This is a genomic window from Klebsiella planticola (genome assembly GCF_000783935.2).
Taxonomy (GTDB): Bacteria; Pseudomonadota; Gammaproteobacteria; order Enterobacterales; family Enterobacteriaceae; genus Klebsiella; species Klebsiella planticola.
In genome coordinates this window covers 4139148-4155155 of sequence record NZ_CP026047.1, presented here as the reverse complement: position 1 = coordinate 4155155, position 16008 = coordinate 4139148, and the positions used below count along the sequence as shown (strand labels likewise).

General features: G+C 52.5%; 8 protein-coding genes and 3 pseudogenes. 7 read left to right on the top strand and 4 right to left on the bottom strand.

Annotated features, from left to right (window positions below):
- Positions 1 to 236 precede the first annotated feature (236 nt).
- Genes MC50_RS20005 through MC50_RS19995 form a run of 3 tightly spaced genes read right to left on the bottom strand, consistent with a single transcriptional unit; the run spans position 237 to position 3029 of the window.
- Entirely contained in the window at positions 237 to 1079 is an 843-nt protein-coding gene (locus tag MC50_RS20005; protein ID WP_052135797.1) for a hypothetical protein, read from the bottom strand.
- Positions 1080 to 1081: 2 nt separating this feature from the next.
- Positions 1082 to 2797, bottom strand: coding sequence for an AAA family ATPase (locus tag MC50_RS20000; RefSeq protein ID WP_052135796.1), 1716 nt, complete (start codon positions 2795 to 2797; stop codon positions 1082 to 1084).
- Entirely contained in the window at positions 2778 to 3029 is a 252-nt protein-coding gene (locus MC50_RS19995; protein ID WP_223306621.1) for a hypothetical protein, read from the bottom strand. Before MC50_RS19995 ends, MC50_RS20000 begins: the two co-directional genes overlap by 20 nt.
- Positions 3030 to 3665: 636 nt before the next feature.
- Here MC50_RS19995 and MC50_RS19990 point away from each other — a divergent pair.
- From MC50_RS19990 to MC50_RS19975, 4 genes and pseudogenes are all read left to right on the top strand, one after another.
- Positions 3666 to 7730: pseudogene (locus tag MC50_RS19990) on the top strand (hemagglutinin repeat-containing protein); the annotation flags it as partial.
- 379 nt (positions 7731 to 8109) lie between these two features.
- Positions 8110 to 8184, top strand: a pseudogene (locus tag MC50_RS29275) (hypothetical protein); the annotation flags it as partial.
- A 72-nt stretch (positions 8185 to 8256) separates the two neighbouring features.
- A complete protein-coding gene (locus MC50_RS29270; RefSeq protein ID WP_165457294.1) occupies positions 8257 to 8430 on the top strand; it encodes a hypothetical protein in 174 nt (57 codons plus the stop codon).
- 139 nt (positions 8431 to 8569) lie between these two features.
- The gene (locus tag MC50_RS19975) at positions 8570 to 8869 is read left to right on the top strand and encodes a putative quinol monooxygenase (protein ID WP_047664807.1); all 300 of its coding nucleotides are present in this window, start codon (positions 8570 to 8572) and stop codon (positions 8867 to 8869) included.
- 130 nt (positions 8870 to 8999) lie between these two features.
- On the opposite strand, the gene MC50_RS19970 is transcribed toward MC50_RS19975, so the two are convergent.
- Positions 9000 to 9896 (bottom strand): alpha/beta hydrolase, encoded by an 897-nt coding sequence (locus MC50_RS19970; RefSeq protein WP_072025007.1) that lies wholly within the window; start codon positions 9894 to 9896, stop codon positions 9000 to 9002.
- A 386-nt stretch (positions 9897 to 10282) separates the two neighbouring features.
- On the opposite strand from MC50_RS19970, the pseudogene MC50_RS19965 reads away from it, so the two are divergent.
- The 3 genes and pseudogenes from MC50_RS19965 to MC50_RS19955 all read left to right on the top strand — a co-directional run.
- Positions 10283 to 13718 (top strand): annotated as a pseudogene (locus tag MC50_RS19965) (hemagglutinin repeat-containing protein); the annotation flags it as partial.
- Between the two features lie 3 nt (positions 13719 to 13721).
- On the top strand, positions 13722 to 14378 hold the full coding sequence (locus MC50_RS28890) for a hypothetical protein (protein WP_047665541.1): 657 nt from the start codon (positions 13722 to 13724) through the stop codon (positions 14376 to 14378).
- A gap of 865 nt (positions 14379 to 15243) precedes the next feature.
- On the top strand, positions 15244 to 15828 hold the full coding sequence (locus tag MC50_RS19955) for a dihydrofolate reductase family protein (RefSeq protein ID WP_046852641.1): 585 nt from the start codon (positions 15244 to 15246) through the stop codon (positions 15826 to 15828).
- The last annotated feature ends 180 nt before the right edge of the window (positions 15829 to 16008 follow it).

The window sequence follows — 16008 nt, the reverse complement described above, 5'->3', positions numbered from 1 at the left end:
CTATGACTGCATGCAATAGTGATGCGTGAAAATACTATTATTAGAGTGCCTTGAAGATCAGTGGCGATTCAGTTTAGCGGCAGAGGTCCGACTCAGCAGCAAAGTGAGCCCCAATGGATTTAGATGATGATATTAATTTTGTGCCGGTCGGCCTCTCCTACCACCCCAATCATACTATTTACTGTACTTGACTAATCGAAGACTCACCCATAAGTTATACCGGCGAGCCTCAACTTTCACTCTTCTATATTATCGAACCCACCTTCGATATACCATTTTTCTGCCAAGATTTTTTTGTAAAGAGCATATTCCCACGAATCTGGTCTACGATGAACAGTTTCAAACATATGTTCAACTTCTTCTTTAACAGAAACCCAATCTTTAGTTGTCAGGAAACTGGAGAATGTATTTTTTAAATCACCCAATTTTACCAATGCGTTGGAAGAGTAAAGCTCATTCAGTTTTAGCTTTGTAAAATGGCTATGAAGCTTTAGCCTTACTTTTTCATCATATTGTTTATTTGGTAGGCAAACAAAATCTATTTCTATTGGGTCTTTACTTAGAAATATCATTTCAAACCATGTTTCTTTCGAGAAGTCGTCATAATATGGATGTATAAATTGCTTTTTAAGCGAGTTAGGCATCGTATTTTTTTTAGCTTCATTACACCTAGAGCAAATTGGGACAAGATTTTTTGTAAACACAGAAAAAGCATAATAAGTTTGCTTTGGGGCGTGATGGTCAATCGCTGTCACTATGCTTTCGGAGCACATAGGGCATTTTTTATATGGTGAAGATGCTAGCAGTTTATCGTAATAATCTCTACAAATAGCACCTTTACCTACCAAATGCTCAGAGTATAACGACTTCATTAACGCATCATTGAATTTACCCAAAGTATTCGATCTTTGAAGTTTTACAATGTCACCACTTTGAAGAAGAGTATGATAGTCATTATACAAATCCTTTATTAATGGCATTACCGCGTTGTAGTCATATAATGTAATTTTTTCATGTGCAATTGCGCATTTTTTAAATATATCCAGATCATCAAATGCTGGAAGAGTTAAATGTATCATTGTTAACTCTCACTCTTTTTAATACGAATCAGTGAGCGAGCTAGGGCCCTTGCTTCTCCGCCTAACTTCTCATCAAAATGCTTATTCAACGCACCGAAATCACTATAAACCTCAGATGCATCAGTAATCATCTTATAAAAACCTGTATTTACTACTTCGTGACTGAATACTTCCCTTGTTAAGGTACCAACATTCTCTCCGAAAGTTTCAATCTGTGGTCTATTTGCGCTTACATACTTACCCGTCCTGTTTAAAATCCAGGCGCAATCTGAACGAACCTCCTGAAGTACAACGGGTGAGTGTGTCGCTACAATCGCTACACCATTCCTTTCACTCATCAAATGTGAAATTGCACGAATATATGCAGATATAAGAGGTGGGTGCAAGTGAGCTTCAAGTTCATCAATAAGAGTTAAAGAACGATCTTCGGTAACTTCGATTAACTTAGTGATACTGATTAATGTTACTAAATGTCCAGAGCTAAATTTATTTAGAAATCCACGTACCTTATCGCTCCAATCCTGAGCTGTATCATCTATGATAAGCTCTGCGAGGTTAGATATTCCAATTTCCTTAAAAAGAGGATCATTTTCTAAAATTACAAGACAGTCCTTCCATCTTTTTCTTCTCGCGCCTACGAGACATTCTCGCATACTTTCACAGAAATCTTTATGTAAGGTATCGAACGATTTTGGTATTAGTTTTCCATTAACTCGTTCCATCAAACCAATATATTCATACTTTAAGCCGCTGGGTATTTCGCTCGGAGCCACAGGACCAAATTTATCGAAGGGACTATAGGAAAGAAGAGTTAGTGATGTAAAATATTCCGGTTTACTAATCCATTCACCAATATCGTTAGGCACTTGCAGAAGTCCGACGTATTTATCCTCCAGCGCCTTACTTCTTATAACGCCTTTTATAAATCCAGAAAATAAAGTTGTTTTACCAACTCCATTTCTTCCTATTATTGCATGTATATTGCTCGGTGGCATTGTATTCGGGACCACACCAAAACTTAAACGAACTTCTTTGTCTTCATGGTCAGTAAAGGGGAATAAGTATGAAAATCTGAATTCGTTATTATTTTCGTGCCCTTTTGCAAGATTATGCAAACTATCAAATATATGTCTTTCGCTTATTTCTCTAAGAACAGAATGAATCATAGCAGGGTGGGTTCTGAACTTACGATAAATATTCAAGTCATAAGAAACATCTCTCATCCCCTTGAGAATGGCCTTTTTAACACCGGGAGATAATAAGTTTAGAGTTTCATAATAGTTTTCAGTTTGACCTAATGAAAAATAATCATCAGAGAACCCTTCAGAAACATCATCAACTATCGGTTTACAATACGAAATTTTTTCTTCGCTCGATACACACTCTGATTCTGGCTTCATTCGATCTTGGCCAATTTTCACCTCTCCTATTGTGTTATAACGCCCTTGATTATCACTATAAAGAAGAAGGTATTTAGTTTCCCAATAATACCAATCATTCCAACTACTTTTCATTAAATAAACTGTATTATCAAGACCAACTTGAGGTAGTATATCAGCTTTTACAAATTTCAATTTTTTACCCCCCATCAATATATTTTGAAAAAATAAATTATACAAAAATACATGATTTTCCGCTACCAACAGTTTATGTAGGGTTAAAATTTTTAATTTTTTGACTACAAAGCGGGCTTTCTCGTTAGTTGACCATAAAATCATCGCTCAGCTCATAACCAAAATTATCATCGTCTTCGTCACCGCCCTCAATAGATGGCCATTTCACATACCACCCGGCAAGCTCGGCACTGCGAAGAACAAAATAGCTGTCTGCTTCGACGGTGTTAACGGTTCCGGTTGCTGAATCTTGGCGCAAACTACGTATAGTTTCCGCTACCACATCCAGCTTGACGTCGTCGGTAACATTGAGGACCAGACCGTTATCCGGTTCCACTTACCCTCCAGACCGTTAGGGGGAGTGATCTTAATGGTTTTCATCATGCAACTCCTTTAGGGGTCAGTTTGGATATCGGAAATTTTTGTACGTTAAGCGCATTATTTAACCAATGGCGGTGCGTAAACGATTGATTTAACGCCAGTGGCTATCGCTTTTAGGTTCTCGCTCTTACATAAGTTATCCGATTAGACAAAATCGATGGAAAACTGTTAACTGTTAATTGCGCGGGAGTAAACCTCATTGCTATATATAATCCTGTTCGAAAGACAGGCTTGCCATACAACAATTTCCGATATCCAAATTGGCCCCTGTAAAACTCAGCTTACCTGTAAATTTATCTTATAGATAAGGACTGCTCTCCAAAGATTAATACATCAGCGGCGTTAGAAAAGTCCACTTTTGGCACGTAGCGGACTATCAGGCTCGGCTCCGCTCAGTTCATCAGCTTTGTCAGTCGGTCTTAACTCCCTTCCCCTCTCTCTTATTACACGATCTATTAACTAACACACTAATAAATAATAAAAATACTACAAAAATGAGGTGCCATTTTTCGCTAAACTCCATGTGGGACAGATCTGCGGATCAGGGTGAGCGGTAGCCTTGTCTGCTGTCACTCAACGATATGTCATTTATCAGCGTTCACCAACTACAGCGAAACGGCTGGGCGACGGCTACTACGAGCAGCGGCTGATCCGCGAGCAGGTGGTTGCCCTGACCGGCCAGCGCTACCTTGACGGCTACACCAGCGACGAACAGCAGTTTAAGGCGTTGATGGATCAGGGCATTACCTCCGGCAAACAGTATGCCCTGAAGAGCGGCGTGGCACTGACCCCCGAGCAGATGGCGCTGCTGACCGGCGACATCGTCTGGCTGGTGAACACCACTGTGAAGATGCCGGACGGCTCACAGCAGACCGTGCTGGTGCCGCAGGTCTACGCCAAAGTCAAACCCGGCGACCTCGACGGCTCCGGCGCGCTGATCGCCGGGAATAACGTCAACATTAAACTCGACGGCGACCTCTTCAACAGCGGCACCCTCAACGGCCGCCGCGTCCTGCAGCTTGACGCCGACACTATCACCAACCGGGCGGGCACCCTGAGCGGCGACGACGTGCGCCTGAACGCCCGCAACGACATCAATAACATCGGCGGTATCATCCAGGGCGGCAGCAGCCTGCAGGCGGTGGCCGGGCGGGACATCAACGCCACCACCACCCTCGCCGACGCCCAGAGCGTCAGCGGCGAGAACCGCTTCAGCCGCACCACCATCGACAGCGTCTCCGGCATTTATGTCCAGGGCGACGACGGCAGGCTGACCCTGCACTCCGGGCGCGATATCACTCTCAGCGGCGCCCAGGTGGTCGCCAGCGGCGAACGCGGCGAGGTGCAGCTGGTCGCCGGGCGCGATATCCGCCTCAACGACGTCACCACCGCCTGGCAGGATAATCTGGTGTGGGATACCGACAACGCCCTCAGCCAGAGCCAGAGCCGCAGCACCGGCAGCGAGGTGACCGGCAAAGGCAACGTCACGCTGAGCGCCGGGCACGACCTCAGCGCCCGCGGCGCCCTCCTCTCCTCCGGCGCAGCGCTGAATCTCGGCGCAGGCAATGACCTCACTCTGGAGGCGGGCGAAAACAGCCAGACGCTGGACGAACGCCACAAGGTCACCGGCAGCAGCGGCTGGCTGTCCAAAACCACCACCCGCACCGAGGACAGCGTGTCGCGGCAGACGTCCCGGGGCAGCGAGCTCAACGGCGACAGCGTCAGCCTCACCGCCGGGCATGATCTCACCCTGCGCGGCAGCAGCGTGGCCGGCAGCGGCGACGTGGCCCTGCTGGCGGGCAACGATCTGCTGATCGGGACTCAGAATGAGTACAGCAGCGAACTGCACCTGAAGCAGGAGAAAAAATCGGGGCTGATGAGCTCCGGCGGGATCGGCTTCAGCTACGGCACCCAGAGCGTGAAAACCACCGACACCGGCGCGGACGCCACTCAGGCGGGTAGCACCGTCGGCAGCGTCAACGGCGACCTGACCCTGAGCGCGGGCGAAAACCTGACGGTCACCGGTTCCGACCTGATCGCCGGCCGGGACATGGCCCTCAGCGGCAAAAACGTCGCCATCACCGCCGCCGAAAACCAGAGCCGGCAGACCCACGAGGTGGAGCAGAAAACCTCCGGCCTGACCCTCGCCCTCTCCGGCACGGCCGGCAGCGCCCTCAACAGCGTGGTGCAGGCCACCCAGGACGCCAGGTCCGCCGGCAGCAGCCGGTTGCAGGCCCTGCAGGGCGTGAAAGCAGCGCTCTCCGGCGTGCAGGCCAGCCAGGCCGCGCGTCTGGATGCGGCGCAGGGCAACGATCCGGCCAACAACAATACCGTTGGCGTCAGTCTCTCTTACGGCAGCCAGTCGTCGAAATCGACCCAGCGCAGCGAGCAGACCACCGCCCAGGGCAGCAGCCTGACGGCGGGACGCGACCTCAGCATCACCGCCCGCGAAGGCGACCTGAACGCGGTCGGCAGCCAGCTGAAGGCCGGTAACGACGTGGCGCTGTCGGCCAGCCGCGATATCAACCTGGTCTCTGCTGAAAACACCTCGCTGCTGGAAGGCAAAAACGACAGCCACGGCGGCACGGTCGGCGTCGGGATTGGCGTCGGCTCCGGCGGCTGGGGGATCAGCGTCTCCGCCAGCGCCAACAAGGGCAAAGGCAGCGAAAGCGGCAACGGCACCACCCACAGCGAAACCACTGTCGATGCCGGCAACAATCTCATCCTCAACAGCGGACGCGACACCACCCTCACCGGCGCCCAGGTCAGCGGGGACACGGTTATCGCCGATATCGGCCGCAACCTGACGCTCACCTCCGAGCAGGACAGCGACCGCTACGACTCAAAACAGCAGAACGCCAGCGCCGGAGGCAGCTTCACCTTTGGCTCCATGAGCGGCTCCGCCAGCGTCAACCTCAGCAAGGACAAGATGCACAGCAATTACGATTCGGTGGCGGAGCAGACCGGCATCTTTGCCGGCAAAGGCGGCTATGACATCACCGTCGGCGAGCATACCCGGCTGGATGGCGCGGTGATTGGCAGCACTGCCACCGCAGATAAAAACCGACTCGACACCGGCACGCTGGGCTGGGGCGACATCGACAACCGCGCCGATTTTAAAACCGAACACCAGAGCGTCGGCTTCAGCAGCGGCGGCAGCATCGGCAGCCAGTTTGCGGGGAACATGGCCAACGGCCTGCTGACCGGCGGGAACAACGAAGGACATGACAGCAGCACCACCTACGCAGCAATCAGTGAGGGTGACATCATCGTACGGGATAAGGACAGGCAACGGCAGGACGTGGCGAACCTCAGCCGTGACGTGGAGCACGCCAACCAGACCCTGTCGCCAATCTTCGATAAAGAGAAAGAGAAAGAGCAGCAGCGCCTGCAGCAGACCCAGCTGATTGGAGAGATTGGCAACCAGGTGGCGGATATCGCGCGCACCGAGGGACAGATTAGCGCCATCAACGCTGGCAAGGCGGAGCTGGCGGCCCGAGGCGTGAACGAGCCGGAGAAAGGCGCCAGCAAGGAGGCCTGGGAACGATATAATGCTCAGCTGGCCGCCACCGATGGCTATAAGGCGGCGCAGCAACAATGGGGCACCGGCAGCAGCGTCCAGCAGGCGATTCAGGCGGCGACCGCCACCGTGCAGGGGCTGGCGGGCAGCGACCTGAAGGCGGCTCTGGCCGGTGGTGCCGCGCCGTATGTGGCGGAGGTTATCGGCCACTACAGCAATCTGGACGATGCGGGTAAGGTCGCTGCGCATGCGGTGGTCAACGCCGCCCTTGCCGCCGCACAGAACCAGAGCGCCCTAGCCGGTGCCGCTGGCGCAGCCACGGCGGAAATCATCGGCATCATTGCCACGCAGATGTACGGTAAACCGGTCAACGAACTGGACGAAACGCAGAAACAGACCGTCTCGACGCTGGCAACCCTGGCGGCAGGACTGGCGGGTGGGTTGGCTGGTGACAGCAGCGCCTCTGCGATTTCCGGGGCGCAGGCCGGGAAGACGACGGTGGAGAATAATTTATTTGGCGGTAATGAAGAGTCACAGGCTGAGTGGATACGCCAGCACGGAATAGATATGGCGACCTGTAGCACTGCACCATCCTCAGCGAGCTGTCAGAAGGCGATAAACGAACGTGATGCCGTAGGGCTGGCACTGGCTACGGGTAGCGCAGCACTGCTACCGGGTGGTGCTCAGGCAATGTGGGGACTGGGTGCAGGTGCGAATGCAGGTATCAGTTATCTGGCGGATGGTACAATAGACCCGGCAAATGCTGCTATTGCTGGCTGGGTGAATGTTATCAGTATGGGTAATGGCCTGGCGGGTACCGTGGGCTGGAATGCTGCAGGTGGCGCGTTTGGAAACTGGCTGGATGGGAAAGATCCATTATCTGGTGCTGCGATGAGTGGAGGTACATCGGCAATAGGTTATGGTGTAGGAAAGGTTATTCAAGGGCCACTTGAGAAAGTAATTAATCCTAACTGGAAAAACTGGGAATGGACTGATGTTGGCATGGGGATCAGCAAGCCTCTACCACTAAACCCAACGCCTGGAATTGCTGGAAATATAGGCTCTTCAATTGGTTCCGAAGGATCAGGAGCTATAATTCAGGATCAGATAAAAAACCAACAAGAGAAGAAAAAATGAAGTATCAATCCCTCCTTCAGCGTTTTTTAATGACGGTGCTGATATGGTTTTTCGCTATATTTATCATGGCATTAGCAATATTTTTCTCCATCAGAGTATTTGCATTTTATTGGATCGGTGGTGATTTTTTATTCTCTTATGTTGATATTGTTAGAGCGTTAAAAATAGCTGTGTATTGCTCTCTGCTATGTAGCTTAGTGAGCTGGGTCTTATATCGAAATAATAAAAAAAATAATAGATAAGAGGATGAATCCCGCCCTTTACCGGCGGGATTTTACTTTATACGCCTGCCAGTTAACGTCTTGACACTGGCAACGCTGGCGGCGGGGCTGGCTGGTGGCAGCAGCACCTCTGCGGTTTCGGCGCACAGGCCGGGAAAACGACGGTGGAGAATAATTATTTGAGCGAGAAGTACAGAGCCGCCACTGCGGATGTCGCCCCAGCAGCTATCTGAACGTCCGTCATCGCTAAAGCCATCGATGGCACAGATGATTCCAGCAAACTCAGCAAAATACAAAAGCAAACAGTGTCTTCGATAAGTGCGCTGACAAGCGGTCTGGCCGGGGGAGACGCAAGATTATTCATAAAGGCACACTGTTTTTCCGCCAGCAGTAGTGGCATTGATGGTATGTATCCCCTGCCCTCCGCAAGAACGGCAGGCAGTCGAACACCACCTCCCATCCCCTGGACACCGTGGTGAGTCAGATGGTGCAGGCAGCGAAGTGAACTGCAACACTAAAGGGCAGCTATGAGCGAACAGCGGACCTTTTGTTTGAAATAGCTATTCAGACTGGCACTATCTCTCAAAAGCCCTAGCCATTTTTAATGAAGGAGTTCACATGCTAAAGGTCATCGCCGAAGATTTTATCAAAACCGAGTGCGTCGACACGGTTCTCCCTTTATACCGCGAGCTCATCGCGGCAACGAAGCGAGAGCCTCTGTGTATTGCTTATGATTTGTACCGGGATGAAAAGGATCCGGGGCATTTTATTTTCATTGAAGAGTGGCCTGACCATACGGCACTTGATGCGCACTGCGCCAGCGAGCATTTCACTCGGCTAGTACCTTTGATTGACCAATATGCGCGTAAAGCTGCGCAGTACATCCTAATGAATAGTTTGGTGGATCCTGAGAGATAAAGCCCTTTTCTGACGCAGGAAGGACAAACTAAAAGAGCTTAAGGTCCGCTGTGAGCGAGGAGCGGACACGGGAATAGTTTTCAATAATGATCAGTACGTATTGAGCAGAACTAAATGCTCACGATATGCTTTAATTTGACGGACATCTATTCAAATGCTGAAGAATTTCTTCACTAATATCAAAGATGCAGTCTAAATGCTTACTGTGCTCAATAATTCTACTATGTAAATTCGGGTTACCACATCCTTCTACAAACTCTGACATTTGTCTTGCATCAAATAGCTCATCCTTTTCAGCTATCAGAACAGTTACAGGTAATGGCAATGCTGCAATTTGCCTTGCAGGTTGACGCGGCGTCAAAGCATTCGCCATATTCACGCTGTATCGCTGAACAAATTCAGGTCTTAATAGCATAACCTCATTGGGAAAATTAAGAGTAACTGCATTACGGTTACCGCATAGTAATCCCATACTGAGCGCATTTAGTACGAAAGGCCACTTGCTCACCGACGCGAATGGAACCATTGTTTTTCTGCAAATTTTAGCTGGTGCAAAAGGCCCAAACTCAGGCGCAAGTAAAATCAGGCTGTCACTTTGTTGAGAGGGGGTGAAGCGAGTAAAATAATTGATCAACATCCCCCCTCCGCTTGAATGGCCAAGCAAGTGAACTCTTGCCCAGGGGAACTTTACGCGAACATGTTCAAGAACAGTGTCGATATCCTGCCAGACCTGCTCCGGATTAGAAACGCTACCTTTGTTACCCAATGAGCGCCCGTGTCCACGGATATCTATGAGGCATGTACAAATAGCTCCATGATGACTTATCTGATGAGCAAGCATATCGTAACCAGCATCTGAGTTGACTCCACCACCGTGGTAAACGATAAGAATATCCTCAACTGTGCTTGCGGGTTCAAAGATGCGAATGTTTAGTCCTGCTATCAAATATTCAGCCACATTTTTAGCATGTGGTAATAAAGTTCTGAGTTGTTTATAGCGGTCGTTAAAATTTATGAAATCAATCACGTCAAAAAATCCATGCAGATGAAGATCGGTATCCTAAGAATGTATTGCCCAAAGTATGCACTGTTTTTTTCTTCAGAACTCATACTGAGCGGATTTTCTTCAAAAAAATACCTCCTAACTTCTTTCTTGGTCCTGATCTTCAACTTCCGCTCTTGGCACGTAGCGGACTATCAGGCTCGGCTCCGCTCAGTTCATCAGCTTTGTCAGTCGGTCTTAACTCCCTTCCCCTCTCTCTTATTACACGATCTATTAACTAACACACTAATAAATAATAAAAATACTACAAAACTGAGGTGCCATTTTTCGCTAAACTCCATGTGGGACAGATCTGCGGATCAGGGTGAGCGGTAGCCTTGTCTGCTGTCACTCAACGATATGTCATTTATCAGCGTTCACCAACTACAGCGAAACGGCTGGGCGACGGCTACTATGAGCAGCGGCTGATCCGCGAGCAGGTGGTTGCCCTGACCGGCCAGCGCTACCTTGACGGCTACACCAGCGACGAACAGCAGTTTAAGGCCTTGATGGATCAGGGGATTACCTTCGGCAAACAGTATGCCCTGAAGAGCGGCGTGGCGCTGACCCCCGAGCAGATGGCGCTGCTGACCGGCGACATCGTCTGGCTGGTGAACACCACTGTGAAGATGCCGGACGGCTCACAGCAGACCGTGCTGGTGCCGCAGGTCTACGCCAAAGTCAAACCCGGCGACCTCGACGGCTCCGGCGCGCTGATCGCCGGGAATAACGTCAACATTAAACTCGACGGCGACCTCTTCAACAGCGGCACCCTCAACGGCCGCCGCGTCCTGCAGCTTGACGCCGACACTATCACCAACCAGACGGGCACCCTGAGCGGCGACGATGTGCGCCTGAACGCCCGCAACGACATCAATAACATCGGCGGCATCATCCAGGGCGGCAGCAGCCTGCAGGCGGTGGCCGGGCGGGACATCAACGCCACCACCACCCTCGCCGACGCCCAGAGCGTCAGCGGCGAGAACCGCTTCAGCCGCACCACTATCGACAGCGTCTCCGGCATCTATGTCCAGGGCGACGACGGCAGGCTGACCCTGCACTCCGGCCGCGATATCACTCTCAGCGGCGCCCAGGTGGTCGCCAGCAGCGAACGCGGCGAGGTGCAGCTGGTCGCCGGGCGCGATATCCGGCTCAACGACGTCACCACCGCCTGGCAGGATAATCTGGTGTGGGATACCGACAACGCCCTCAGCCAGAGCCAGAGCCGCAGCACCGGCAGCGAGGTGACCGGCAAAGGCAACGTCACGCTGAGCGCCGGGCACGACCTCAGCGCCCGTGGCGCCCTCCTCTCCTCCGGCGCAGCGCTGAATCTCGGCGCAGGCAATAACCTCACTCTGGAGGCGGGCGAAAACAGCCAGACGCTGAACGAGCGCCACAAGGTCACCGGCAGCAGCGGCTGGCTGTCCAAAACCACCACCCGCACCGAGGACAGCGTGTCGCGGCAGACATCCCGGGGCAGCGAGCTCAACGGCGACAGCGTCAGCCTCACCGCCGGGCACGATCTCACCCTGCGCGGCAGCAGCGTGGCCGGCAGCGGCGACGTGGCTCTGCTGGCGGGCAACGATCTGCTGATCGGGACTCAGAATGAGTACAACAGCGAACTGCACCTGAAGCAGGAGAAAAAATCGGGGCTGATGAGCTCCGGCGGGATCGGCTTCAGCTACGGCACCCAGAGCGTGAAAACCACCGACACCGGCGCGGACGCCACTCAGGCGGGCAGCACCGTCGGCAGCGTCAACGGCGACCTGACCGTGCGCGCGGGCGACAACCTGACGGTCACCGGCTCGGATCTGATCGCCGGCCGGGACATGGCCCTCAGCGGCAAAAACGTCGCCATCACCGCCGCCGAAAACCAGAGCCGGCAGACCCACGAGGTGGAGCAGAAAACCTCCGGCCTGACCCTCGCCCTCTCCGGCACGGCCGGCAGCGCCCTCAACAGCGTGGTGCAGGCCACCCAGGACGCCAGGTCCGCCGGCAGCAGCCGGTTGCAGGCCCTGCAGGGCGTGAAAGCAGCGCTCTCCGGCGTGCAGGCCAGCCAGGCCGCGCGTCTGGATGCGGCGCAGGGCAACGATCCGGCCAACAACAATACCGTTGGCGTCAGTCTCTCTTACGGCAGCCAGTCGTCGAAATCGACCCAGCGCAGCGAGCAGACCACCGCCCAGGGCAGCAGCCTGACGGCGGGACGCGACCTCAGCATCACCGCCCGCGAAGGCGACCTGAACGCGGTCGGCAGCCAGCTGAAGGCCGGTAACGACGTGGCGCTGTCGGCCAGCCGCGATATCAACCTGGTCTCTGCTGAAAACACTTCGCTGCTGGAAGGCAAAAACGACAGCCACGGCGGCACGGTCGGCGTCGGGATTGGCGTGGGCTCCGGCGGCTGGGGGATCAGCGTCTCCGCCAGCGCCAACAAGGGCAAAGGCAGCGAAAGCGGCAACGGTACCACCCACAGCGAAACCACCGTCGATGCCGGTAACCGGCTCACCCTCAACAGCGGGCGCGACACCACCCTCACAGGCGCCCAGGTCAGCGGGGACACGGTTATCGCCGATATCGGTCGCAACCTGACGCTCACCTCGGAGCAGGACAGCGACCGCTACGACTCAAAACAGCAGAACGCCAGCGCCGGAGGCAGCTTCACCTTTGGCTCGATGTCCGGCTCCGCCAGCGTCAACCTCAGCAAGGACAAGATGCACAGCAACTACGACTCGGTGGTGGAGCAGACCGGCATCTTTGCCGGCAAAGGCGGGTATGACATCACCGTGGGCGAGCATACGCAGCTGAATGGCGCAGTGATTGGCTCGACGGCGACGGCGGACAAGAACCGCCTCGACACCGGCACGCTGGGCTGGGGCGATATCGACAACCGCGCCGATTTTAAAACTGAGCACCAGAGCGTCGGCTTCAGCAGCGGCGGCAGTATCGGCAGCCAGTTTGCCGGGAACATGGCCAACGGCCTGCTGACCGGCGGGAACAACGAAGGCCATGACAGCAGCACCACCCACGCGGCAATCAGTGAGGGTGACATCATCGTACGGGATAAGGACAGGCAACAGCAGGACGTGGCGAACCTCAGCCGTGACGTGGAGCACGCCAACCAGACCCTGTCGCCGATCTTCGATAAAGAGAAAGAGCAGCAGCGCCTGCAGCAGACCCAGCTGATTGGCGAAATTGGCAACCAGGTGGCGGATATTGCGCGCACCGAGGGACAGATTAGCGCCATCAACGCTGGCAAGGCGGAGCTGGCGAAGAAAGGGATCACCGAGCCGGAGAAAGGCGCCAGCAAGGAGGCCTGGGAACGATATAATGCTCAGCTGGCCGCCACCGACGGCTATAAGGCGGCGCAGCAACAATGGGGCACCGGCAGCAGCGTCCAGCAGGCGATTCAGGCGGCGACCGCCGCCGTGCAGGGCCTGGCGGGCAGCGACCTGAAGGCGGCGCTGGCAGGCGGCGCGGCACCGTATGTGGCGGAGGTTATTAAGCAATACTCACCGAATGAAACCAGCCGGGTAATGGCTCATGCCGTCATGGCCGGGGTTGCGGCTGAATTACAGGGAAACAGTGCAGCAGCAGGCGCTGCGGGCGCCGCAACGGCGGCTATCGGAACATCAGTGATAGCGAAAGCGCTGTATGGTACAGATGATTTCAGCAAACTGAGCGAAACACAAAAACAAACGGTGTCTGCGCTAAGCACGCTGGCAAGCGGTCTGGCGGGCGGGCTCGCCGGGGGGAGATACAAGCGGTGCAGTGGCAGGCGGCCAGGCCGGTAAGAACACATCAGAGAACAATGATATGTTCAGCCTGCCATCCGGGCTGAATGACTATGGCGCTGCAGCAGCTTCCTGGTATCAGTATGCAGTAGATAAAAACCTGACGCCGGAACAGACACAGTCTGGACTGGATAAACTGGCTAAAGGTGACCTGCCTGAAGGTGCTAACATCACAAAAGTGATTGTGGATGGCTATAAGGATGGGGTACTGATTGCGGGAGCCGCGTATTTAGGACCTGCGGCGTCGATCGGTAAAGTTGTAGGTGGTGGAGTTATTGCAGAGATAGCCAACGGAAGCTACCAGTGGTTCGACCTGAATCAACCGGGCAATGAAAACAAAAACTGGGACTGGAAGGGCAGTGTCAGTGCAGGCATTACAGGTATGCTCGCACCAGGAAGAGCTGTCGGACAAAATGTCGGAATTGCTGCAGGAGGTGCTTTCTTTACCGATGGTCCGGATGTTGGTTCTATTGGAGGGGCAGCTATAGGTTCCTGGGCCGGCGGGAAGTTTGGTGAGTTAGCTCCAGGGTTTGTGAGTTCAGTATCAGGAAAAGAAATCCCTGGTTTTATATTTGACGCGACAGGTTCCTTCGGTAGTGAAATTTTGGGTGGATATGTAAAAGATGCAGTAAATGGCAGCCAGCCTTCTTCCGAAAGGCAAAAGGAGATAAAGGAATGATTCCTTATATTAAGTTATTCATATATTCATGTGTCTTTTGCATTGTACTTGGCTTCTTGCTTATAGGTGGGGGGGCATTATTTATTTATATAATAAAAGGATACTTCTTTTTTCCTGTTTACCATGTGGAAAGGATAGTTGTGTTTGGGTGTATAGCTGGCTCTGCGATTACACTGGCCACAATAGTTTTTAATCTGATAGATAAATTTAACTGTCGTAAAAAGCCACCTTCAGATCCGGATTGATCTTCACAAAAATCCCGGCCGCCGAGCCGGGATTTTACTTTAAAAGTCAGTCACTGCTTCGTTTCAGGCAATCATAACGGGGTTTATCCCGCCAAATGTCCGGAATATCTGTGTAAGTATCCCTGTAAATCGAACCATGCACTTTTAGATATCTAACGTATCGTAATGTCCGAGATGTCCCCTCTTATGGCACAAAGCCGTTTACGGTAACGGCCAGTGGCTGCTATGAGCGAGAAGCGGAAGTTAGTACTTATCACACAAATCAGGGTCATGTATCCAATAGGCGATATTCCAGAACCGTATGGGTAACAAGATTTATACTTAATTCCAGATATTCCGGGATTAGGAGCTTACCATGGGGAACAACCTGTATTTCTCACTGCTTCGTTCTATTGTTCATCTTGATCCGATACAACTTAAGTGTGCTCAGGAACACCGTCGTCACCAACTCCGGCATGATCAGTGGTGGATTGATAAACCAAAGTGACGATACATCTGTGTTTTCCGGATGCGAAAGCACGCAAGATGGCGTTGGAGAAAATGGGTGCTATTTAAGACGGGAACCAAACCCTGGCGTGCCTCGCAGGCTATGTAATCAAAACTTAATCAAAGAGAAAATCATGAGAAAAATAGTTTCGTTTGTTCATGTGTCGCTGGATGGTTTTGTCGCTTCTACCGCTGAGGGCCCGGCGGGTCTGGCCTGGATAAGCCTGAGCCCCGACTTGTTTGAATACGTGGAGCAGCGGATTCAGCAGACCGACACCGCCTTATATGGGCGCACCACCTACCAGATGATGGAGTCGTACTGGCCAACTGCTGCCGATAATCCTGACGCCAGCCCGCATGACCATGCGCATTCGCGTTGGTATAAATCTGCCCACAAAGTGGTGTTGTCGAAAACCCTGTTGCAAAAAAATCATCCTGATACGCAAATTATCAGCAGCCATTTAAGCGACGAAATCCACAAGCTCAAGCACAACGCGGGCAGCGAAATCTTAATGTTTGGCAGTCCCTCAGCGACTCACGCGCTAATGTCGGAAAACCTTATTGATGAGTATTGGCTATTCGTCAATCCGATTCTGCTGGGGCAAGGCATTCCCTTGTTCAAAAACATAAAAGACAGAACCTCACTCATGCTGGTGAATAGTAAAATTTTCCCGTCGGGCGTAGTGTGCCTGCGATATGAGGTGAAACGAAATCAATAATGCAAGGTTCTGATAGTTCTGCAAGAGGAAACAACGCCGAACGGCTGCATTTCTGCGAATGTGCAGCCAATCGATGTTTTGCGGTTTGCGATCTACCCTAACTGGCAATTTCACCTAAGGGTCAGCAACACCCGCTTCTGGCACAGAGCGAACAGACTAGCGGGCTGTCAGATCAACTGT